Source organism: Leifsonia sp. Y862 (genome assembly GCF_057669585.1).
In genome coordinates this window covers 318,665-340,839 of record NZ_JBYHFR010000003.1, presented here as the reverse complement: position 1 = coordinate 340,839, position 22,175 = coordinate 318,665, and the positions used below count along the sequence as shown (strand labels likewise).

Below are 22,175 nucleotides of genomic sequence, written 5' to 3'. Positions count from 1 at the left end.
GCAGCACACCGGTCCCGCTATCCGAAAGTGAAGGAGTAGGCCTGGATACCGGGCGTCACCGACACGTCGATGGTGCCGGATGAGTCGGTGTCGTTCTTCAGGATCTCGTACGAATTCGGTGTTCCGCTCACCGACACCTGCGTTGCCGTGCCGTTGACAGTGACGGTGATCATGCCCTCGCCTGAGAGCACCATCCGCACCTCCTTGCCGGTGTAGTTGAGGCGCAGGGTGGCAGCGTCAGGGCCGACCGGGGCGATCGACTGGGTGCCGAGCGTCCACGATCCGTCGAGCGCGAAAGTGTCGGCCTGCTGGTTCTTCGGGAGGCTGAACTCGGTGGTCGCCGCGCGATACTTCTCAGTGCCGGCGAAGTTCACCTGCTTCGTCGTGCCGAGATAGGTCTCGGGTGTCGTCGTGCCCACCCCCGGCGTATCGTCGGCGATCTCTGTCGCAGCCGGCAGTGTCACATCCGGATTCGCCTGCGTCAGCAGCTCGCGGATGAGCTTCTCGGTCGTCGCATAGCCACCCTCACCGAGCTTGATGTTCCGCACGACACCCTCAGCATCGACCAGGTAGTGCGCCGGCCAGTAGCGGTTGCGGTAGTTGGTCCAGGTCGACAGCGAGTTGTCGATGGCGACCGGGTAGCGGATGCCGAATCCCTCGGCCCCTGCGATCACGTTGCGTGGCTCCTTCTCGAACGCGTACTCGGGCGAGTGCACGCCGATGACCTGCAGGCCAGAGTCCTTGTAGGTGTCGTACCAGGCGGTCACGTGCGGCAGGGATCGTTGGCAGTTGATGCAGGAGTACGCCCAGAAGTCGATCAGCACCACCGTGCCCTTCTCGTCGGCCAGGCTGATGGGCTGGTTGTCAGGGGTGTTGAACCACTGCTGGATGCCCGTGATGCTCGGTGCGGTGCCACAGCTCTCCAGCTCTGTCGCCCCGTCGGTGCACGTGTCGAGATCCTTGTTCTCGTCGTTCACCAGACCACCGAGGTTGAGCGCAGCCGTGACCTCCTTGGAGTCGGCGATCTGCGACTGCAGGTTGCTTGTGTAATCAGGCACCAGCTGCTGCAGCACCTGCGGCACATTGAAGACGAGTCCAATCGCCAGGGCGATCATCACGACACCGCCGGTGATCCGGATGCCCTTCTGGCGCTTGCGGAATGCCTTCACCCGCTCGGCCACCCCGCGGCCGGCCAGCGCGAAGATCAGCAGCGGCAGCGCGGCGCCGAGTGCGAAGGTCACGGTGAGCACGATGGTCTCGACGCCGATCCGCCCGGTGGAGCCGGCCACGGTGATCGCCGCGAGCACCGGACCCGCGCAGGGAACATAGACGGCGCCGAGTGCGAGACCGAGCGGGAAGCCGCCACGGTCGGTGCCGACGGCCTTCTGCGGGATGAGGGAGAAGGGCTTCTCGAGGATGTGCTGGAAGCCCGGCACGATCAGCCCGATGCCGATCAGGATCAGCACGACGATTCCCGCCCAGCGCAGCACGTCCTGCGGGAGGCCGAGCACGCTCAGGATCAGCGAGCCGATCAGCGTCACCAGGCTGAAGCTCGTGATGAGGCCGAGGATCACGAGGTAGGGCCGCCAGCGTGACGGCCTAGCGAGCGCATCGGCATCCGTTCTGGCCCCCTGCACGCCGCCCGAAAAGAAGATGACGGGCAAGACAGGCAGGATGCACGGAGAGATCCCCGTGATGAGGCCTCCGAGAAAGCCGATGAGAGCGAGCGTGAACACGTGTCCTCCAGATGTGGGTCACAAGGGAGTTCGGCACGAACAGCCAATTCGATTGGAAAAAAGAATCTCGAAAAACTTCCAATCCGTTCTGGATGCGTTTCCGAACGACCCTATGAAGGCCGGTTGCGCACCCACCGCGGTGAGCAGGACCAGCCGCCGAAGTTATCCACCGCAATACGCACTGATTTCACTCACAGGTCTCACGTGCAGGTCCCATCTATCAAGGAGAAGTACCATGCGATTCACTAAGCGCCACACCGTTGCAGCATTCGCACTCGTCGCTGTCGCAACGCTCGGCCTCTCGGCATGTTCGTCAACGGAATCATCGACAGAGGACACCAGCTCGCCGTCGTCCAGCGCCACCAGTTCCCCGGCTATGACGGCTGACCCGGCTGCCGACCTCGTCGGCGCAGGCTGCGCCGGTTATGCGGAGGCCAACCCGGACGGACCGGGATCTGTCGTCGGAATGTCGTCAGAGCCCGTCGCTGTCGCCGCATCCAACAACCCGATGCTCACAACCCTGACCGCCGCCGTCTCCGGACAGCTCAACCCGGACGTGAACCTGGTTGACACCCTCAACGGCAGCGAATTCACGGTCTTCGCACCGGTGGACGACGCGTTCGCCAAGATCGACCCCGCAACCATCGAGACGCTGAAGACGCCGGAAGGTGCCGCGACGCTCACCAAGATCCTGACCTACCACGTGGTCCCCGGCCAGATCTCGCCCGATGAGCTCACCGGCGACCTCACCACCGTCGAAGGTGGAACCGTCACCGTCAGCGGCAGCGGAGACGACCTCATGGTCAACGACGCCACCGTCATCTGCGGAGGCGTGCACACCGCCAACGCGACCGTCTACCTCATCGACACCGTACTGATGCCGACCGACTAGGTCGCACCACAGCACACACGCGGAAGGCCCGACCATGCAGGATGGTCGGGCCTTCTGTGCGTTGATCGCTGCTGCGTTGATCGGTGCTGCGTTGATCGGTGCTGTGGCGCCTACGCGCGGTGCGGTTCGTCCAGTCCCACGAGGATCGACTCGGCGATCTCGCCGAGCGACTCAAGCTGTGCGGGGGTCAGCGCTGACACCACATAGCGCTGCACAGCCCGGTCATGCTGGAGCTTGGCTTCCAGGGCAAGCGCACGGCCGGCATCCGTTATGCGCACGACCGAACCGCGGTTGTCCTCGACGCATTCGTCACGCGCGACCAGCCCACGCTGCTCCATACGACGCAACTGGTGCGACAGGCGGCTCTTCTCCCACTCCAGGCCGCAGCGCAGGGCGAGGGCGCGCACGGAATCGTCCGGCGACTCGACCAGGGCAAGCAAGATCTCGAAATCAGCCTCTGAGACACCCGTCTCCCGCGTCAGCTCGCGCCCCAACCGGCCGGTGAGCTTGGCACGCATGCGCTGGTAGCTCGACCACGACGAGGCCTGAGTTGCGGAGAGTGCGGGAACTGACATAGACCCAGTGTAGTTGATATGTCACCCAAAAGAGCTATGGTGGTTGACAGGTCAACCTATAAGGGTGGCCGTCGCAACGCAGATCGACCATTTCGGCTTCTGCAACAGGTAGGAGCAGATTTGATGACAACTATTGGCATACTCGGCGCCGGCCGCGTAGGCACCGCGATCGGTCGTGCCGCGCTTAAGGCGGGTTACACCGTGAATATCGCCACCTCAGGACCTGCCGAAGACATCGAACTGCTCGTCGACATCATCGTTCCCGGCGCTCACGCCATGACCGCCGCCGATGCGGTGCAGGATGTCGACATCGTGGTCGTGGCCGTGCCCCTCCACAAGCACCACACCGTCTCGGCCGACTCGTTGGCCGGCAAGGTCGTCATCGACACCATGAACTACTGGGCCCCGATCGACGGTGAGCTCGACACATTCGAGAACGACCCGCGTACCAGCAGCGAAATCGTCGCCGACCACTTCGCCGCATCTCGTGTCGTGAAGACCCTCAACCACATCGGTTACCACGAGCTGGAAAGCGACCCACTACCGGCCGGTGCCGAGAACCGTCGCGCCCTGGCCATTGCGAGCGACGATGCGGATGCCGCCGCTCGCGTCATGGAACTCATTGAGGGTTTCGGATTTGATCCGGTTTACAGCGGACAGCTCGCCACCGGTGCCGCGGTCCAGCCCGGCACCACGATCTTTGGCGGTCCGCACACCGCGGATGCACTGCGGCGCGAGCTGCGACGCGTAGGCATCGACACTGCAGGGCTCGACACCGCAGGACTTAACACCGCGGGACTCGACACCGCAGATGCCGGCTCGACCGGTTTCGCCCTCGCCGCCTCCTAGGCCAAGCCTGCCTGCGATCCTCGGCGCGGGACATCCGCTCGCCCCTCGCTATCCCACCATTTCCCGTTCACCATTGGACGTCTGAGCGTTCAACCCCACATTTTGGAGCACATCATGGAACTCGGCGTTTACAGCTTCGGCGACACCCAGCGCGAACCAGACGGCAGCCTGCGAACCACCGCAGAGGCCATCAAGAACCTCTTCGACGGCATCGTGCTGGCCGATGAGGTCGGCCTCGACTTCTTCGGCGTCGGCGAACACCACACCCTCGACATGCCGGCGTCGTCGCCCGGCGCCATGATCGCGGCGGCAGCCGGTGCCACGAAACAGATTCGGCTCGGCAGCGCGGTGAGCGTGATCAGCACGGATGACCCTGTGCGGGTCTTCCAGCAGTTCGCGACCGCAGATGCGGTCTCTGGCGGTCGGGTTGAGATCACGGCGGGGCGAGGATCGTCGGTGGAGTCGTATCCGCTCTTCGGTTATGACCTGCGCGACTACGACCAGCTGTACACCGAGAAGCTCGACCTGCTGCTGAAGCTCAACGCGAATGAGCGGGTGACGTGGTCTGGATCCGTCCGGCCACCGCTCAACGACCTCACCGTCGTGCCGCGCCCGGTCAACGACAGCTTGCCCATTTGGGTCGGCACCGGTGGCAGCGCACCGTCATCCGCCCGTGCCGGCAAGCTCGGACTTCCCGTTTCGTACGGCATCATCGGCGGCGCCCCGGCTCGTTTCGCTCCACTTGCCGAGTTGTATCGTCGCAGCGCGGCCCAGGCCGGACACACCGGCGACAACATCAAGGTCTCCGTTGCCGCGCTCGGACTCATCGCCCCGACCAAGAGCGAGGCGCTCGAGCGCTTCTACCCCGGCTGGTACAACCTGAACATCGAGATGGGCAAGCTGCGCGGCTGGCCGGCACCGGACGAGCGCCAGTTCCTCGCGCAGGCCCACGGAGCCGGTGCGTACTACGTCGGCGACCCTGATGACGTCGCCGCACGGATCGTCGACCTGTACGGGCACCTCGGCCACATGAGGCACTTCCTGCAGATGGACATCGGTGGACTGCCACAGAAGGACTATCTGGAGTCGATCACATTGCTCGCCACCGAGGTCAAGCCCCGCGTCGAGCGCCTGCTCGCGCACAAGTAGTCTGGCTTGGATACCTCAAGCGGATGCCGCGACCGCGTTTGCTACTCCGCCGGCGTGTAGGTGAGGATTGCGACGCCCCGCGTCGTGATCTGGCTCTTGACCAGCGTGAACGCTCGCCCCTTGCCGTCATCGAACAGGCGCTTCCCTGCCCCAACGACGACGGGGAAGACCATGAAGCGATACTCGTCGATGAGCCCGCGCTCGCCCAGGTAGGTGAAGAGCTGACCGCTGCCATTGATGAGGAGCGATTCGTTCGTCGTTGCCTTGATCCTGGAGACCTGGCTTGCCACGTCCCCGGCGAGGAAGGTAGCGTTCCACTCCGGCTCTTTCAGGGTGTTCGTTGCGACGTACTTGGGCAGCGCGTTCATGCGTTCGCCGAACTCACCTGTGCCCTCCATCGTCGGCCACGCCGACTTGAAGCCCTCATAGGTGATGCGACCGAGCAAGAGGGCATCGCTCTCGAACAGGTTGTCGGACTGGAATTTCGCGAGTTCGTCGTTGAAGTAGAGCCCGCTCCACCCCGGCTCTTCCATGACGCCGTCGAGCGACAGGTACTCAACTGCCATGACCTTGCCCATCTCGGGCACCTCCGCTCACTCCCCCGACGCCGCTTTCGGGGATAGTCAAATTATCCGCCTCCGCAGCGCCGACCGACAGGTGCCAGCACTACCGTTCCGGCCATTCAGAGCGCCTATTCAGGGGTGCCATCGAGGGCGCCATTGAGGGCGAATCTCCGGTAGCTGTTGCGGCTACTCAGGTCGCTTCTGCTTGGCCGGCTCTGCGGGCTCGTTCGGCCCGTTCCAGATCTTCACGATGCCCCAGGCCACGGCGGCGATCGGCACGGCGAGCACAGCGCCGACAATGCCGCCGACAATTGTGCCGACGGTCAAGGCGAGCAGCACCACGAGGGCATGCAGCTTGAGGGAACGCGCCATGACGACAGGCTGCAGGAAGTTGCCTTCGAGCTGGTTGACGGCAACGACCACGATGATCACGATCAGCGCCACGCCCGGCCCATTCGCCACGAGAGCCACCAGCGCGGCGAGGATTCCGGCCACTGTCGCACCCACGATGGGGATGAAGGCGGTGAGGAAGACGATGACGGACAGTGGCAACGCCAGCGGCACACCCAGGATCGCAAGGGCCACACCGATTCCGATGGCATCAACGGCCGCGACGATGGCCGTGCCGCGCACATAGCCACCGAGCGTTGACACCGTCGTGTCACCGACGCGGCGAGCGCGCTCATACTGGACACCGGTGAACGGACGGAGCAGGAACTCCCAGATCTTCGGGCCGTCCTTGAGGAAGAAGAACAGCAGCACGACCATCAGCACCAGGCCGGTGATGAAGCTCGTCGCCGCGGACACCCCGGCAATGGCGCCACTGCCGAACTGGCTGCTCGTGAAGAAATCGGCCGCGGTCTTCTGCAGGGAGTCCAGCTGATCGGAGGTGATCGCGAACGGCAGGTGCGAGATCGATTTCTGAAGCTCGTCCAGGCCATTGGTGGCCGAGTCGACCAGCTGTCCCCACTGGTTGCGCACCGCGTTGACGATCAGCCACCCCACACCGCCCAGGATGACGATGAGCGAAATGAGCGAAATCCAGGTCGCCAGGATGGCTGGCACGTGGTGCGATCGCATCCAGCTCATCAGCGGGTTAATAGCGGATGCCAGGATCAGCGCGATCACGACGGGAATGAAGACCAGGCTGAGCTTCGTGATCCCGAAAACGAGCACACTGATGACAATCAGTACGGCAATGATCTGCACGCTTCGGGTCGCGAGGCGCCCGAAGCCATCGTTCCACTGCGTCCGAATCGGGCGTGACGACGGTGACGGGGTGACATGCACCACGGTTCGTCGGCGATCGAATAGTCCCATGGCTGCCCCTCAGTACCCTGTCGGCCGATGCCGATGACCCAAGCAAAGCCCAGTTCCAGCGCCGGGAGTACGCTCCACGCCGATATTCACTGATTCATCAGGCGAATCCGTGATGCGGCATGATGCTCGGTGTCGATAGCATGGCCTTCACTCACGACTTCGGCCAGGTGAACCGGGGACCACCCCCGGTCAACCGAAAGGCATCCCATGCCAGTACGTCCGCTCTCACCCTCCCGCTCTGGCGTGATTCTTGCGCTCAGGGCTGCCGGCTGCGTCTTCGCTGAAGATGAAGCCGACCTCATCATCGCCGCCGCGACAACGCCGGCCGAACTCGCCGCCATGGTCGACCAGCGAGTGTCCGGGCGGCCGCTTGAGCACATCCTGGGCTGGGCGGAGTTCTTCGGCGTTCGCATCCGCGTGGAAGACGGCGTCTTCGTCCCCCGCCGACGCACCGAGCTCATCGTGCAGGAGGCTCTGGCCGTCGCCATCGACCCCGCTGTCATCGTTGATCTCTGCTGCGGGTCTGGCGCCGTCGGCACGGCGCTGGCCACCGTGCTGGAGGACGCCGACGTCTACGCCAGCGACATCGATCCCGCCGCTGTGGCGTGTGCACGGCACAACCTCGAGCCGCTCGGCGGCCACGTGTATGCCGGCGACCTCTACGCGCCGCTCCCCCGAATCCTGGCTGGGCGCGTTGACATCCTGGCCGTCAATGCGCCGTATGTTCCAACGGATGCCATTGCCATGATGCCGCCAGAGGCTCGGTTTCATGAACCCCTGATCGCACTCGACGGCGGTGAGGACGGGCTCGATGTGCAGCGCAGGGTCGCCCAGGATGCCGCACGCTGGCTGGCCCCTGGCGGTCACGTGTTCATTGAGACGAGCATGCTTCAGGCCCCGCGAACAGCCGCCCTCCTCGCCGACAATGGGCTGCCCTGCCGTGTCGTGCACTCCGATGAGCTCGACGCGACCGTCGTCGTGGGAACTCGACCCGCACGGTAGGCCCCGGCGCCGAGTGCCAGGCCGGTTGCCCGGCCGGTCGCCGGGTATGTCAGGATGTGCACATCAGCGACGGTCGGGGGGCTTGAGTGGCGAGTGCACGTACCGGCGAAACCGCCTACGAACGGGCCATTCGCGATCAGCGCTACCTCGAAACCGTGCGTGACGCATACGCGGGTAGGAACGAGGTTCTCGACGCACTGTGGTGGATCGAGCATCCGCTTGAGTCGGCGCCGAGTGGCTGCCCATCACCCACTCTCGAGCTTCGGGAACTGCAGAGGCAAGTGTTCTCTGCCGCCGGGAGCGCGGCCGGCGATCAGGATGCCGCAACGCGGCTCCGTGACGTCGACGCAGAGCTCCGGTTCGAACGCCAGGCCATCGAAGCTGCCATCGCAACGGCTGGCACGCACGGTGGTGGAGCGAACGGTGGAGCAACGGCAACGCAGGCGAATCAGAGCACCACAGACAGCGATTCTCGTGCCGCCGCAGTAAACGACGCCGCGTTCGATGACGTCGTATTCGATGACCTTGAACTCGATGATGTTTCAACCGATGACGTCACGACCACCGACCCGGAGGAACCTGCTGCTTTCTGGCGCCGTCCCTCTCGCACTGTCATCGTGAGTGCGGGCGTTGTCGCTGCCCTCATACTCGGTGTCGGAATCGGCACCCAGCTTCGGGATGGCGGGGCGGACGCGTCACCCGCGAGCCAGTCTTCCCCCACCGACACGTCGACGCCCATGCCAGAGTCAATCCGCGCACTGGACGTGTTCGATCGCGCGCAGGTGCCAGAGGACATCCCAGACGAGTTCATGCCGGACACGTTCAACACCAGCACATTCCGGCTTCTCACCCCCGGCGACACCGGCGGCTTCTTCTCGCGTCCATACGCCGTCAGAACGGGATCAAACCTGGTCTGTCTGGTAGTTACCGGGGCCATCACCGACTATGTGTCAACGTGCGTGCTCGATGCAGACTTCCCGGCCACCGGCCTGCGCCTCGCTGTTCCAACACACCTTGTCATGCCAGGTTCGACCGAGGGCCCACTCCTCACGGACGTGGTTACGGTGTGGCGCACAGACGGCACGATCGAATCGAGCGGCACTGGGCGTTCCGAACCAACGCTCGTTAGTGGATCCGACTAAGTCACTGCGACACTGCAGCAGAACCCTTCTCAGCCGTGAGCTCGCGGTATTCCTTGTAGACGAGGTAGATGATCGCCGCATCGAGCACGGTGAAGACGATCATCCACACCGTCGGGTTCGTGACCAGCGCGTAGAGCTGGTAGACGAGGAAAAGACCCAGAAGAGCAAGCGCATACGGGTAGGCCCAGTAGAGCTTCTTGAGCAGGCAAAACACCAGGCCGAGTTTCACGATGCCGTGCAGCACGAGGAAAAAAATCACGAACGTGAGCGGGCCGTGCACGAGCGCGTCGTCAAGTCGCCCGAGATAGTGCGCGGCGAAATGCCCGGCCTCCGAATGACCTGATGCCGCGTCATCCGCTGCCCGGCCAATGAGTGCCGCAAGTGTGCCGGGTGCCAGCCACAACAGCAGTCCGACCAGCAGCTCTAGGGCACCGTCGATGCCCTTGATGACCACTCCTACGGCATAGACCCTGTCAAGCGTCGTCGGCTGCTTTCCACCCTGCTCAGGTGTTTCTTCGGCCGCATTCATGAGGCAATTCTCCCCCCTTAAACCCGCGAAAACACAGGCCTGTGAGCCCGCTATGCATCTTTTGCACAGGTGAAAGTGAGGGATCGTCCAGAATAATCTTGCAGTATTGCAACTTCACCTTTTGGCGAAATACGTCGGAATAAGAACCGAGAGCGACCAGGATGACGCGCGAAGCGCGCTGCCGGCTGCTCACAAATTGGAAGTTATGCACATCGACCCAATTGAAACATCCGCAACGCCCGTAGCAACTCGCACCACCCGCAACTCTCGCAACACCCAGGATCGCTCCAAGCGCCGCATCACCGTGGCCGCAGCATCCGTTCTCTCGCTCGGCCTGCTGGCCGGCTCAGTCTTCTTGCAGGATGCCGCAACGCCCGTCGCCAGTGAGAGCACCGCAGCGGCCTCAGTTTCCGATATTGCCGGAACCGCCGACGAGCACCTGCAGCTCACCTCATTCCTCACGCCGAACCGTGAGCGCACGCACCAGTACGCCGAGGCCACCATTGCCTCAGCCAACGAGGTGATCGCCGGTGTGCAGGACAAGGTTGACGCCACACCGCTCGCCTCATCCGTAGCATCGCTCGGCAACTACCGTTCGCTCGATTCGGTCACAATCGCCACCCTGGCCAAGGCAACCCAGACGGAAACGCAGAAGGTTCAGGCCGCCGCGGCAGAAGTCGACCGCGTTGCCGCTGAAGCCGCAGCCGCTGCAGCAGCCCAGGCCGCCGCAGAGCAGGCAGCGCAGCAGGCCGCCCAGGCCGCAGCAGAGCAGGCCGCCGCAGCCGCCGCCCAGGCTGCAGCCAACGCCGCTGCCGCTGCCTCCGCCGCCAAGACGCCAGCCGGCGCGCGTGCCATTGCCCGCGACATGGCCGCATCGAGCTATGGCTGGGGTGAATCGCAGTTCAGCTGCCTCTCGCAGCTCTGGGAGCGCGAGTCCGGCTGGTCGTACACCGCGTACAACGCCAGCGGCGGTGCCACCGGCATCCCGCAGGCCCTGCCAGGCAGCAAGATGGCCTCGGCCGGCAGCGACTGGGCAACCAACCCAGCCACCCAGATCACCTGGGGCCTCCAGTACATCAAGAGCTCGTACGGCACCCCGTGCGCAGCCTGGGCCCACTCTGAAGCGGTCAACTGGTACTAAACACCACGCAACACCACACAGCGCGGCCCCTGGATCACTCTCCAGGGGCCGCGCTGTTGTGCGTGCCGTGAACAGCCGCCTCGGCGAGCGGGGGCGCTACTGCAGCCCCGACGTCAGACGGGCGAGATTGTCGAGAACTGTCGAGCGGAATGGCCGCTGCATCCACTCGTCGAGTGTGAGTTCACGGCTGGCCGCCCGGTAGCCGTCCTCAATCTTGCGCATCTCCGCCACAAAGCTCCGCCCGCGCACCATGAGCGACACCTCCATGTTCAAGCTGAATGAGCGGATGTCCATATTGCTCGACCCGATCACGGCCACATCGTCATCGATGGTGAAGTGCTTGGCGTGCAGGATGTACGGCGCGCGGTACATCCAGATTTGCACGCCAGCCCGAAGCAGCGCCTCATAGTACGACCGCTGGGCATGGAACACCAGCGCCTGGTCGCCGATCTCCGACACGAACAGCTGCACGTCGATGCCGCGCTGGGTCGCTGTGGTGATGGCATAGAGCATCGACTCATCTGGCACGAAGTACGGGCTCGTGATGATGATCCGCTCTTCGGCGTTGTAGAGCAGTGCGAGGAAAAGCCGGAGGTTGTTCTCCCCTTCGAACCCAGGGCCACTCGGCACGACCTGGCAGTCGAGCCGCGCGCTCGGCCCTGTGACGACATCCGCTCTGATCGGCTCTGTCTCCCTGGCGAGCAGCTCGTCTGTCTCGCTGAACCAGTCGGTGATGAAGATGGCATTCACCCCGGCGACGATCGGGCCGTGCAGCCGGGTCATCAGGTCTTGCCATTGCAGGCCGCGCCTGATGTTCTTCTTGATGTTGTAGCTGCGGTCGATCATGTTCTGCGACCCCATGTACGCCACGTGGCCGTCAACAACCAGCACCTTACGGTGATTGCGCAGGTCTGGCCGCTGGTACTTGCCCTTCAACGGCTGCACGGGGAGCATGAAACGCCACTGCGCGCCGATGCGGTTGAGTGTGGCCACCGTCTCCTTGTGGCGGGGAGATCGCATGGATGCCACGTGGTCGAGCAGCACGCGCACCGTCACCCCGCGCGCGACGGCATCGCCCAGCGCCTTGAAGAAGTCGGCGGTCACCGTGTCGTACGACAGGATGTAGAACTCGCAGTGCACGAAGCGTTCAGCACGGTTGACGTCGGCTGTCATCGCCGCAATCGATTCGTTGTAGTCGCCGATCAGGGAGGCAGAGTTCGCTCCGACCAGCGGCATGGCGCCGAGGGTGCGATTGAGCCGCACCACCGACTCCAGCCAGGCCGGCCATGAGGGCTCCCGCACCACCAGGTCCATGCCCGCCGTGCTTTCAAGAATGAACGCGTTGATTTGCGACTGCTTCAGTCGCCGCTTCTTCGGCAGCTTGGAGCTGCCGATCACGAGGAAGAAAAACAGGCCGACATACGGGATGAAGAAGACGGCCAGCAGCCAGGCCATCGCCGCCGTGGGCTTCCGATTGCGCGGGATGACGATTATCGCGATGATTCGGATGATGAAATCGATGGTCAGGAGCGCGGGACTCACGAACACTGACAGGTCAATATCTTGCATTTAGCCTCCCCGAAGCGCATCCCTTTTGCCCTCACCGTACTGTGTATCCACGGGTTAGGGTGGGCACCATGGCACTCGTCCAGATCCCGTTCCCCGGGCTGCCCCTCGAGTACGGCAGAACCAGTCAACCCGTGGTCGTGGTCGTGCATGACTGGTATGGGCGCCTCCCGTGGTTAGAAGAGTACGGGCGTGCCATCGCCCAGCAGGGCTTTCACGTACTCATCCCCGACCTGTACAACGGATGGGCGACGACCGACGAACGCGCAGCCGAAGACCTGCTCGACGGCCTTGATCTGGTGGAGGCGCTCGACTATATCGGCGACCTCGCCCGCACGGAGCGCGCCGCCGGCGCCCCGCACGTTGGGCTGATCGGGTTTTCAATGGGTGGCTGGCTCGCGCTCACCCTCGCCAAGTCGGGCGAGATCGACGCTGCGATCTCCTACTACGCCACGCTCGACGACGATGAGCACCGGGTGCTGCCGTGTCCGGTGCAACTGCATTTCGCCGAGGTCGACGACTGGGCGCCATCTGGCGACCCCGACTCGTTTGTTGCACGCCTGCGGGAAGACGGCACCACTGTCGAGCGACACGACTACTTCGGCACAGAGCACTCGTTTGCAAATGCGACGGTGCCCGACCTGCTTGACAAAAACGCGGCGGCCCTGGCATTTGCCAGAACCGCCGCGTTTCTTCAACGTCAACTCGTCGACTGAACGACGCCTCTCTGACAGGAGCCGTGCGAGGTCCAGTCGCTCGGCGCCGCAACCGGAGTCGGCGCATCGGTGGCTGTGCTGCTCGTCGCTCCCGTCACTGACCAACGATTCCGAGTTCATAGGCCCGGATCACCGCTTCGACGCGATTGCGCAGACCGAGCTTGAAGAGAACCCGGCCGACGTGCGCCTTGACAGTCGACTCACTCACGAAGAGGGCCGCAGCGATCTCCCTGTTCGTCTCGCCGCGCCCGATGAGGACGAAAGTTTCGCGTTCGCGCTCGGTCAACTCTGACAACTCGCCGGCGTCAACAGTCCGCCGCACACCGAGGTGCGGGGCTGCGACCTCGATGAGTTTCGCAGTGATGCGGGGCGAGACGACCGCGTCACCCGAGTTGACCGCGCGAATCGCCGCAACGAGCTCATCTGGGCGAGTGTCCTTGAGCAGGAATCCGGCAGCACCGGCACCGAGCGCACCGAAGGCGTAGTGATCGAGATCATAGGTAGTGAGCACCAGAACGCGCGTTTCGGGGCGGAGTCCTGTGATGCGTTTCGTGGCTTCGATTCCATCGACGCCTGGCATGCGGATATCCATCAGGACCACGTCAGGACGAAGCCGTTGGGCGGCTCCGATTGCCTGCGCGCCATCAGCCGCTTCGCCGACCACGGTCATCCCTGGTGTGGACTCGAGCATCAGCCGGAAGCCGAAGCGAACGAGTTCCTGGTCGTCGACGAGGAGTATTCGAATTGCGTCTCCCGCCACTACCGCTCTTCCCCTCGCAGTCGCGCGAATACGCGCCACCCACCATCTTCGTGAGGCTCTGATTCGACGATGCCGTCGTAGAGCGCTGCTCGCTCGCGCATCCCTAGAATGCCACGCCCGGCCCTGGCGGGCATCGCTACCGCGGCCGCCGCATCTCTGACGAGGATCGTCACGTCATCGGGCATCCACGTCACCTCGACCGTTGCTGAGCTCACCCTTCTAGCATGGCGCAGAACGTTGGTGAGTGATTCCTGGATGATCCGATAGACGGTAAGGCCGAGTGCCGGGTCAGCCGACGGAGCCCCCGTCATGACCAAGCGCACCGGCAGACCTGCTGCCACGAACTCTGCCACGAGCGAGGCCAACTGTGAGGCGTCGGGCTGCGGCGAATGCTCCGCAGTGGAGTTTCCCTGCTCACCGCGCACCGTCCCGAGTAGTCGACGCACTTCGCCGAGTGTTCTGCGGCCTGTCTCTGCAACGCGCGCGATCGCTTCTTTCGCTACGTCGGGTCGTTCTGCCGCAGCAGCGTGAGCACCGTCAGACATCGCGATCATGACGGAGAGGCTGTGCGCGATCACGTCGTGCATTTCTCGTGCAATGCGTTCACGCTCAAGGGCTTTCGCGATCTCGGCTTGTTGATCGCGCTCGTGCGCCAGCCGCTTCGCATGATCCATCAGCCCTTCGATGTAACGCCGCCGGTGCCCCGCATTCGTGCCCAGCAAGGTCGCGATCAGGAGAATGACCGTGATCATCACAGAGACGTTGGCCCAATCCAGGAACATGTCTCTGGGGTGATTCGACTGCTCGAGTCCCAACAGGGGAGGCCCGACGCTCATCCGAAGGGCGATGCCCCAGGCGCCGAGTGCCCCGCATGCCAGCGCACCAACAAAACTGAGCCAGGCGACAAGCGCACTCCGACGAACGCCAACGGCATACATCGCACTCACGGCAAGCACGGTCTCTGCCCCCGACCCTCCGGCCAACGACAGCACAGCGAGAACCATCGCGCCCACGAACGCCGGCGATGGATATCGACGTCGTACCGCCACAACCGCGACGCCGCACAGGCCGAGAACGACGAGAGACCACAGCGGTGTCACGTACGGCGGTTCAGTTGAAAGAATTCCCGTTGCCACGGCGACCATCACGTACGCCGTCATGACCAGAGCATCCGTGATCCAGAGGCGGCGTCGTCGAGGGAGGTCGTAGAGCGCGCGATTGCGCGGCGCCTCGGTCGAGGCGCCGCGCAATCTATCGTGGGACAGGATCAGGCGTCCCTTCGTCGTAGCTGGATGCCGCCCATCACGATGAAGACAGCCGCCCAGACAGCCGCGACCATCCATCCGGCAGCCGGGCTGACAAACCCGGCAGCGAGATCGAGGAACCCCTCCGCGGCATTCCCAGGGTTGGACATGGCGTCACCGGCCTTCGACATGGAGAGGAGGTGAAGATTTCTGACCAGCGATGACGCGGGGAGAACGGACAGCACGATCGGCAGCAGGAGGATCACTGAGGTGACGGTTGCAATGCCGGCAGCGACAGAGCGCAGCATGGTTCCGATACCGAGCCCAAGGACACCCGAGAGGCCAACGTACACAGATCCGCCGATGAGGGCGAAGCTCACTCCAGGGGCAGCCAATCCGACCTCGATCCCGTTGGCGGCGAACATCGGGTACGTTACAGCCCACGAACCGAACGACGCGACGAAGGCCGCCACCGTCACAGCGAGGAACAGCACGACCGCCTTGGCGGCGAGCACCCTCAGCCGGGATGGAACAGCGATGAGTGTCGACTGAATCGTTCCGCTTGAGTACTCGCCGCTGATCACAAGCACTCCGAGAATCCCTGCGATGAGCTGCCCAAACAGGACAGTTCCGATCGTCACCTGGTCGAGCATGAACCCCGCCGACGCGGTGTCGGGCAATCCGGCATCCTGCATGGTCAAACCCAACGCCACACTCACGCCGAGCCCGAACACGACGATCGCGAGCAAGAGACCGATGGTCGAGCGAAGACTTGTGAGTTTGATGAACTCCGAACGCAAGACGCGGGCGAAGGTCAGGTGGTCGTGACCTTCGATGAAGGTCGCACGCTGCTTTTCCATTGTCCTCATTGGTGTGCTCCTATTTCCGCTGTATTCGACGAGCGGTATTCGACTTCTCCGGCGGTGAGTGCGAGATACGCGTCTTCGAGCGAACCCGACACCGAAGCGATCTCATGGAGCACGACGCCGGCTGAAGACGCTGCGACAGCGACCTGCTCAGCGGTCAGCCCCGAGATCTCGAGTGCGCCGTCTGCCAGGATCGAAACGACGACACCGGGTCCGGCGATCATCGTGATCAAGCGTTCTGCGTCTCGGGTGCGCACGCGCGTCACCGAACGGGTGGCACCAGAGATGATGTCGGCGATGGGGCCGTCCGCCAGGATCCTGCCACGTCCGATCACGATGAGCCGGTCGGCGGTCTGAGCCATCTCGCTCATGAGGTGCGATGACAGCAGCACGGTGCGACCCTCGGCAGCCAGGCTGCGCATGAGTGTCCTGACCCATCGCACGCCCTCAGGGTCCAGACCGTTTACCGGTTCGTCGAGAATGATCGTCGCCGGATCACCAAGCAGGGCGGTGGCAATTCCCAGCCGCTGGCCCATCCCTAAGGAGAATCCGCCCACGCGCTTACCAGCGACGGAGTCGAGTCCAGCCAGACCGATGACTTCCCGCACGCGGGAAGCACCGATACCGTGCGTAGCAGCAATCGAGAGCAGGTGCTTGTAGGCCGAGCGGCCGCTATGGGCGGCCTTCGCATCGAGCAGCACGCCAACCTCTCGGAGCGGAGCGCGATGCTCCTGGTATCGGCGCCCGTTCACTTCGACCCTGCCGGCGGTCGGCCGGTCCAGGCCGACGATCATCCGCATAGTCGTGGACTTCCCCGCCCCATTCGGCCCGAGAAAACCCGTGACCTGGCCGGGCCTCACCGTGAAGTCAATTGCGTCGACGGCGGTCTTATTTCCGTAGCGCTTCGTGAGCGCCTCTGCTGTGATCATGTTGTTTCCCTATGCATACTGCCGAGCGTACGTAGCCTTTCCATCGGCCACATTGGACGACGGTCTCGCATGTGCTCGATCAGTAGTACCTGGGTACTAGACAGGCGTCCTGCTCCGACGTTCCGCTAGGCGATGGCGGGAACCAACTGCCTCGTCGTCACCGTGCGCTTCCTGGCGATGGCCAGGGTGGTCACGGCCAGCGAGCCGAGCGTCCAGACGATGAGTCCGACGACGGCGCCGCCGCCTGATCCGCCCGCGATCACGGCGTGGAACGCGTCAAGGGCTGGTTGCACCGGCATGACGCTCAGGGCGCCGTCCAGGACGGCAGGGGCCGTCGCAATGATGCTCGTGCCGATCAAGACCAGGGCGATGATCATGGCGATGAAGCGACCAGCACCACCGAACAAGGCATTCAGGGCCTGGTTGGTGGCGGCGAATGCCACACCGACCAGTACGGCGATTCCGGCGAAGCCGAACCATCCGGCCAGGTCAAGGTCGACGACGCTCGAGAGGATGCCGGTGACGAACAGTCCCTGCAACGCGCCGACAACCGCAGCCGGCACCCACGCCTTCACGGCGAGGACGAGCGACGACCTGGTCGACCCGAAGGCACCGGTCGGTACCGCGCGCAACACGATGAGGCTCGCCAGCCCGCCCAGCCAGAGCGCGAGGACCGCGTAGAACGGAACACCGTTCGTGCCGAAGCCGAGTCCGCCCGAGTTGTTCGTGACGACCGGCTCTGCGACCACGGTCGCAAGTTGGGTGCGCTCGTCGTCTGAGTACGTCGGGATCTGGTCGACCGCCGTGCCGAGACCGGAGGCGAGCGAGACGGCGCCGTCGTTGACGCCGGACACGCCGTCGGCCAGCCCGGTCACACCGGTGGCCAGGGTGCCCGCACCGGTGGCGAGTTCAGCGGTGCCAGAGCTCACCGCGGAGCTGGCGTCGGCCAGCGCGCTGGCTCCGGATGCCGACTGGCCGATGCCGGCCGTCAGTGCCGGCATGCCGGCTGCGAACTGGGAGAGGCCGCTCGCGACCTGGTTGGCGCCGCTGACCAGGTCTGGCGACGAGGAGACGGCGGACAGTGTTCCGGCCGCAGTGCCAACGGCCGTCGCAACGGCGGTGACCTGCTCCTGCACTGAGGCGCACACGGCAGGGTCGGTGGTGGGCGACGAGCAGACATCGGTGGCGATGCCTGTCAGCGTGGCGAGCTGCTGCTGAAGGGCGGCAGCCTGTCCGGCCATCACCCCGTTCACCTGGTCGATGCCGCCAGCGATGCCCTGCGCGCCGCTGGCCAGCTGGTTCGTCTGGTCTGGCAGCGCTGCCGTCTGCTGCTGCAATGTGGTGAGACCGCCGGCGAGCTGGCTGACGCCGTCTGACAGCTGGGCCACGCCGTCTGACAGGCTTGATGCGCCGCTCGCGAGCTCTGTGGTGCCGCTCGCCAGGGCCGCGGCGCCGTCGGAGAGCTGCGTCGTGCCGGAGGCCAGCGAGCCGGCTCCGGTCGAGGCCTCCCCGAGCTGCTCGCCGAGCGTGTTGAAGCCGAGGTAGATGTTCTCGAGGTACGTCGTCGTGAGCTGGTTGCCGACGATGCCAGCTGCGGTGGTCGTGATGACCTGGCTGATGGCGTCATCCACGAGGCGGCTCTTGTCACTTGTCGTGACGTTGATGGTCGCCTGCTCTGCGTCGGCGGCGTCCCCGGAGAACGAAGTGGCCGCGGCGGAGAAGTTCTCCGGAATGGTCACGACGGCCGCGAACCGGCCGCTGGCCAGTCCGTCTGCCGCGTCGCTGTCGTCGGTGATCACCCAGTTGTAGTTGAGCGCGGCATCCGTTGAATCGGCCGACGAATCTGAGCTGTCGGTACCTGTCGATGCCGCATCCGCCCCGCCAACGAGCCCGGCGGAGAGCTGGCGCCCGAGCGGGACCGTCTGGCCGTTGAGGGTGACCGGCTCGTCGTTGTTGACGATGGCCGCGTTCACGGTGTCGAGGCGCTCCTGCGGGCTCCACAGCGACCAGATCAGGATGCCGGCGACCACGAGCGGCACCAGGATGATGCCAACGATGGAGAGCCAGGTCACCCTGCCGTTGGAGCGGGCAAACCCAAGTCGTGCGAGCGGCGAGCTCATGCGGTTACCTCTTTGGTACGAGTCAAGTCAAACAGGGGAATGTCAACGGTTTCTGCCGTGTCAGCGCCGGGAATCGCGTCGGCGACCAGGTCGGGATGCGTCGTGCCGGCCACGATGGCCAGCGTGCGATCCTCGCGGCTGGCCTTCACGCCCGCCGACACCAGCAGGTCGTAGATGTTGCGGCGCACGACGGCGTCGGTCACGTGGTCGAGCCCGTCGATGACTATGACCTTCGGCTTCTCGCGCAGGGCACCAGAGACAGCGCGCACCGGGTCTGCCGCCTCGCTGAGCGAGACGAACGCGACGCGTGAGCGAACGGATGCCGCCCGCACCGGCAACACGAAACCTGCCACCTTGAGGCGTCCGGAGTCGGCTTCCATGCGACCGGACATGGTGAGCAGCAGCGACGTCACGGCCACCTCCCGCTCACCGCTGACGACGAGCGTGCCGTTCTCAGGCAGGGCGAACGCAATGTTGCTGAACAGCGGGGTACCGCCGGCCGACAGCCTCAGGTCTTCGGCATTCGCGACATCGTGTGTACCCGCTGCCGGCCAGTTGCGCAGCGCGAGTTCCTTGTGCAGGCCGTCGCCCTCAACGTCGAACGACGGGAGCACGCGGTCGAGCCACTTCGGCATGTACCAGGCCTTGTCGCCGAGGAGGGCGAGCACGGCGGGCACCAGCGTCATCCGCACGATGAACGCGTCGACGAACACGCCAACGGCGAGGCCGAGCGCGATGGGCTTCATGTTCACGTCACCCTCAGGCACGAACGCCGCGAAGACGGCGAACATGATGATCGCGGCGGCCGTGACGACCTTGGCGGAGCCGACGAAGCCGGTTTCGATCGACTGCCTGGCTTTGCCGGAGTGCACGTAATCTTCGCGCATACGGGCAACGAGGAAGACCTCGTAGTCCATGGCCAGCCCAAACAGCACGCCCATCAGGATGATCGGCATGAAGCTGATCACCGGGCCTTCCTTGGGCACATTCAGGGCATCGGCGAACCAGCCATATTCGAACACCAGGGCGACGACACCGAACGAGGCTGCAACGCTGAGCAGGTAGCCGAGCGTTGCCTTGATCGGCACGGCGATGGAGCGGAACACCATGGTGAGCAGGATCAGCGAGAGGCCGACGACGATCAGGCCGAAGGGAAGCAGCGCCCCGCCGAGCTTGTCTGAGACATCGATGCCCACCGCGGTGAATCCGGTGACAGACAGGTCGACGCCGTATGTGTCAAGGAAGTGCTGGTGCAGCGAGCGCAGCTCCGTCACCAGGGCCTTGGTCTCTTCAGAGTCAGGGCTGCCGGTGGGGATCACCTGGACGATGCCGGTGTCTGCCGTGGCGTTCGGCGTGGAGAGCGGCACCGCAGCGACACCGTCGAGAGCGGCGATCTCGTCGCCCAGGTCGTTCATCAGGCCAAGAGGGTCTGTGCTCGACACGATGCTGCCCGTCACGATCAGCGGGCCGTTGAAGCCGGGGCCGAAGTGCTCTGAGACCAGGTCGTAAGTCACCCTGGCCGAGCTCTCCTCCGACAACCCGCCGGCATCCGGCAGCGCGAGGCGCAGCCCGAGGGCGGGGGCAGCGATGATGCCGAGTCCGGCGACCACGGCGATGACCGTCACGATCGGGAAACGGGTGACGACGCGCACCCACCCGACGTAGAACCTGTTCTTGCCCGCGTGCAGCTCAGCGGGCGCCACACTGGCGGATGCCGGGTGGCCGGCGTACCCGGCTGCGGCATCCGTTTCTGTGGCGGAGTTGGAGTCGGAATCGGAGTCGGAATCGGGGAACGTCGCGCCTGATGCCGACGTGGCCGCGTCGCGCGCAGTGGCGCGGGCCGCTGCACGGGCGAGCGAGCGCCTGGACTGCTTGGGACGCAGGCGGTCACCGGCGAAGCCGAGGAACGCGGGAATCAGCGTGAGGGACACCAGCACCGCGACGGCGACGCCGACGGCAGCTGCGACGCCCATCGTGGTGAGGAATGGAATGCCGGCGACGCTCAAGCCAACAAGCGCGATCATGACGGTGAGGCCGGCGAAGATCACGGCGGAACCGGCCGTTGCCGTGGCGCGGGCAGCGGACTCCTCTGGATCAAGGCCGTCCTTCAGCTGCTCCTGATGCCGCGAAATGATGAACAGGGCATAGTCGATGCCCACTGCGAGGCCCAGCATGAGCGCAAGCATGGGGGTCGTCGACGTGATGGGGCTGGCGATAGTTGCGAGGAAGATCAACGCGATGGAGATGCCGACGCCGAGGAAGGCGGTCGCGAGCGGCATGCCCGCGGCCAGGAACGAGCCGAACGTGAGGATGAGCACCAGCAGTGCGACGCCGACGCCGATCAGCTCGATGAGGCTGAGGGTCGGCATGTTCTGGCTGAAGAGCTGGCCACCCAGCGACGCAACCGCCCCCTCTGGGAGAGCAGCCTGAATGGCATCCGTCTCGTCTTCGAGGGCCAGTTTGGTGTCGGCGGTGATGTCAGCGACCGCGCCGTCCAGCTGAACGCTGATCAGGGCTGCGGTGGAGTCGTCGCTCACTGCGCCGGTCAGGTTCTCATCGAATGGCGAGATCGCCTGCGCGACCTGGTCGAGGCTGTCGAGGGAGGCGACGGCATCCGTGATGGCGGTCTTCACCGCGTCGTCGGTGACCGTGCTGCCATCGGGCGCGACGACAATGATCTGCGCGGAGGCGCCACTCACCTGCGGGAACGTGGTTGCCAGCGAGTCGAGCGCCTGCTGCGACTCGGTGCCGGGGATGGAGATGGAGTTGTCCATGCCCTGGTTGAAGACCAATGCGCCGCCACCGAGAAGGGCGAGAATCAGAATCCACGCCGCGAGTACCCGCCGTCTGGCCCTGAATGCCCAGCGGCCGAGTGAATACAGCAGTGAGGACACGCGGTCTCCTTATGAAGAGTGAAGCGAGGGGGACGCGCATCAGGCAGCGCGCATGCCAAATACGGCGCCGTATTCAATACGCAAATGTATCCGATACATTTGTGTATCTCAATTTCTCCCAGCATTGTTTCAGCCTGCCAACGGATGCCGGGAGCAGCCCCGTCCCGTTGGTCGAGGAGCGA

At 64.5% G+C, this 22,175-nt stretch carries 19 protein-coding genes; 7 read left to right on the top strand and 12 right to left on the bottom strand.

The window, feature by feature from the left end:
* Positions 1 to 17 precede the first annotated feature (17 nt).
* Positions 18 to 1,736: a cytochrome c biogenesis protein DipZ gene (locus AC25Z0_RS15885; protein ID WP_488121064.1), complete on the bottom strand. Its 1,719-nt coding sequence runs from the start codon at positions 1,734 to 1,736 to the stop codon at positions 18 to 20.
* Positions 1,737 to 1,971: 235 nt separating this feature from the next.
* Here AC25Z0_RS15885 and AC25Z0_RS15880 point away from each other — a divergent pair, with 235 nt between their 5' ends.
* Positions 1,972 to 2,628 (top strand): fasciclin domain-containing protein, encoded by a 657-nt coding sequence (locus AC25Z0_RS15880; RefSeq protein WP_488121063.1) that lies wholly within the window; start codon positions 1,972 to 1,974, stop codon positions 2,626 to 2,628.
* Between the two features lie 110 nt (positions 2,629 to 2,738).
* On the opposite strand, the gene AC25Z0_RS15875 is transcribed toward AC25Z0_RS15880, so the two are convergent.
* Positions 2,739 to 3,203, bottom strand: a complete 465-nt coding sequence (locus tag AC25Z0_RS15875; protein WP_488121062.1) for a MarR family winged helix-turn-helix transcriptional regulator — start codon at positions 3,201 to 3,203, stop codon at positions 2,739 to 2,741.
* Between the two features lie 123 nt (positions 3,204 to 3,326).
* On the opposite strand from AC25Z0_RS15875, the gene AC25Z0_RS15870 reads away from it, so the two are divergent.
* Together AC25Z0_RS15870 and AC25Z0_RS15865 are read left to right on the top strand one after the other, a co-directional pair.
* Complete coding sequence (locus AC25Z0_RS15870) at positions 3,327 to 4,052, top strand: NADPH-dependent F420 reductase (RefSeq protein WP_488121061.1); 726 nt, start codon at positions 3,327 to 3,329, stop codon at positions 4,050 to 4,052.
* A gap of 114 nt (positions 4,053 to 4,166) precedes the next feature.
* Positions 4,167 to 5,201 carry an LLM class flavin-dependent oxidoreductase gene (locus tag AC25Z0_RS15865; RefSeq protein WP_488133816.1) on the top strand — a complete coding sequence of 345 codons (1,035 nt, stop codon included), beginning with the start codon at positions 4,167 to 4,169 and terminating at the stop codon, positions 5,199 to 5,201.
* 41 nt (positions 5,202 to 5,242) lie between these two features.
* Here the strand turns inward: AC25Z0_RS15865 and AC25Z0_RS15860 are convergent, their stop codons facing one another.
* Together AC25Z0_RS15860 and AC25Z0_RS15855 are read right to left on the bottom strand one after the other, a co-directional pair.
* On the bottom strand, positions 5,243 to 5,779 hold the full coding sequence (locus AC25Z0_RS15860; protein WP_488133815.1) for a dihydrofolate reductase family protein: 537 nt from the start codon (positions 5,777 to 5,779) through the stop codon (positions 5,243 to 5,245).
* Between the two features lie 171 nt (positions 5,780 to 5,950).
* Positions 5,951 to 7,084 carry an AI-2E family transporter gene (locus tag AC25Z0_RS15855; RefSeq protein ID WP_488133814.1) on the bottom strand — a complete coding sequence of 378 codons (1,134 nt, stop codon included), beginning with the start codon at positions 7,082 to 7,084 and terminating at the stop codon, positions 5,951 to 5,953.
* Positions 7,085 to 7,291: 207 nt separating this feature from the next.
* On the opposite strand from AC25Z0_RS15855, the gene AC25Z0_RS15850 reads away from it, so the two are divergent.
* Both AC25Z0_RS15850 and AC25Z0_RS15845 read left to right on the top strand, forming a co-directional pair.
* Positions 7,292 to 8,086, top strand: coding sequence for a putative protein N(5)-glutamine methyltransferase (locus AC25Z0_RS15850; protein ID WP_488133813.1), 795 nt, complete (start codon positions 7,292 to 7,294; stop codon positions 8,084 to 8,086).
* A gap of 86 nt (positions 8,087 to 8,172) precedes the next feature.
* Positions 8,173 to 9,228 (top strand): hypothetical protein, encoded by a 1,056-nt coding sequence (locus AC25Z0_RS15845; RefSeq protein WP_488133812.1) that lies wholly within the window; start codon positions 8,173 to 8,175, stop codon positions 9,226 to 9,228.
* Between the two features lies 1 nt (position 9,229).
* Here the strand turns inward: AC25Z0_RS15845 and AC25Z0_RS15840 are convergent, their stop codons facing one another.
* A complete protein-coding gene (locus AC25Z0_RS15840; protein ID WP_488121055.1) occupies positions 9,230 to 9,757 on the bottom strand; it encodes a DUF2127 domain-containing protein in 528 nt (175 codons plus the stop codon).
* 205 nt (positions 9,758 to 9,962) lie between these two features.
* Here AC25Z0_RS15840 and AC25Z0_RS15835 point away from each other — a divergent pair, with 205 nt between their 5' ends.
* Positions 9,963 to 10,898 (top strand): aggregation-promoting factor C-terminal-like domain-containing protein, encoded by a 936-nt coding sequence (locus tag AC25Z0_RS15835; RefSeq protein ID WP_488133811.1) that lies wholly within the window; start codon positions 9,963 to 9,965, stop codon positions 10,896 to 10,898.
* 96 nt (positions 10,899 to 10,994) lie between these two features.
* On the opposite strand, the gene cls is transcribed toward AC25Z0_RS15835, so the two are convergent.
* Positions 10,995 to 12,467 carry a cardiolipin synthase gene (cls, locus tag AC25Z0_RS15830; RefSeq protein WP_488121053.1) on the bottom strand — a complete coding sequence of 491 codons (1,473 nt, stop codon included), beginning with the start codon at positions 12,465 to 12,467 and terminating at the stop codon, positions 10,995 to 10,997.
* Positions 12,468 to 12,535: 68 nt separating this feature from the next.
* Here cls and AC25Z0_RS15825 point away from each other — a divergent pair, with 68 nt between their 5' ends.
* Complete coding sequence (locus AC25Z0_RS15825; protein ID WP_488121052.1) at positions 12,536 to 13,180, top strand: dienelactone hydrolase family protein; 645 nt, start codon at positions 12,536 to 12,538, stop codon at positions 13,178 to 13,180.
* A gap of 94 nt (positions 13,181 to 13,274) precedes the next feature.
* On the opposite strand, the gene AC25Z0_RS15820 is transcribed toward AC25Z0_RS15825, so the two are convergent.
* The 6 genes from AC25Z0_RS15820 to AC25Z0_RS15795 all read right to left on the bottom strand — a co-directional run bounded on the left by AC25Z0_RS15820 (position 13,275) and on the right by AC25Z0_RS15795 (position 21,993).
* On the bottom strand, positions 13,275 to 13,940 hold the full coding sequence (locus AC25Z0_RS15820; RefSeq protein ID WP_488121051.1) for a response regulator: 666 nt from the start codon (positions 13,938 to 13,940) through the stop codon (positions 13,275 to 13,277).
* Positions 13,940 to 15,190, bottom strand: coding sequence for a sensor histidine kinase (locus AC25Z0_RS15815; RefSeq protein ID WP_488133810.1), 1,251 nt, complete (start codon positions 15,188 to 15,190; stop codon positions 13,940 to 13,942). Before AC25Z0_RS15815 ends, AC25Z0_RS15820 begins: the two co-directional genes overlap by 1 nt.
* Positions 15,191 to 15,207: 17 nt before the next feature.
* On the bottom strand, positions 15,208 to 16,053 hold the full coding sequence (locus AC25Z0_RS15810; RefSeq protein ID WP_488121049.1) for an ABC transporter permease: 846 nt from the start codon (positions 16,051 to 16,053) through the stop codon (positions 15,208 to 15,210).
* Complete coding sequence (locus tag AC25Z0_RS15805) at positions 16,050 to 16,979, bottom strand: ABC transporter ATP-binding protein (RefSeq protein ID WP_488133809.1); 930 nt, start codon at positions 16,977 to 16,979, stop codon at positions 16,050 to 16,052. The genes AC25Z0_RS15810 and AC25Z0_RS15805 overlap by 4 nt, the downstream gene beginning before the upstream one ends.
* 125 nt (positions 16,980 to 17,104) lie before the next feature.
* Complete coding sequence (locus AC25Z0_RS15800) at positions 17,105 to 19,099, bottom strand: YhgE/Pip domain-containing protein (protein ID WP_488133808.1); 1,995 nt, start codon at positions 19,097 to 19,099, stop codon at positions 17,105 to 17,107.
* Positions 19,096 to 21,993: an MMPL family transporter gene (locus AC25Z0_RS15795; RefSeq protein WP_488133807.1), complete on the bottom strand. Its 2,898-nt coding sequence runs from the start codon at positions 21,991 to 21,993 to the stop codon at positions 19,096 to 19,098. The genes AC25Z0_RS15800 and AC25Z0_RS15795 overlap by 4 nt, the downstream gene beginning before the upstream one ends.
* Between the last annotated feature and the right edge of the window lie 182 nt (positions 21,994 to 22,175).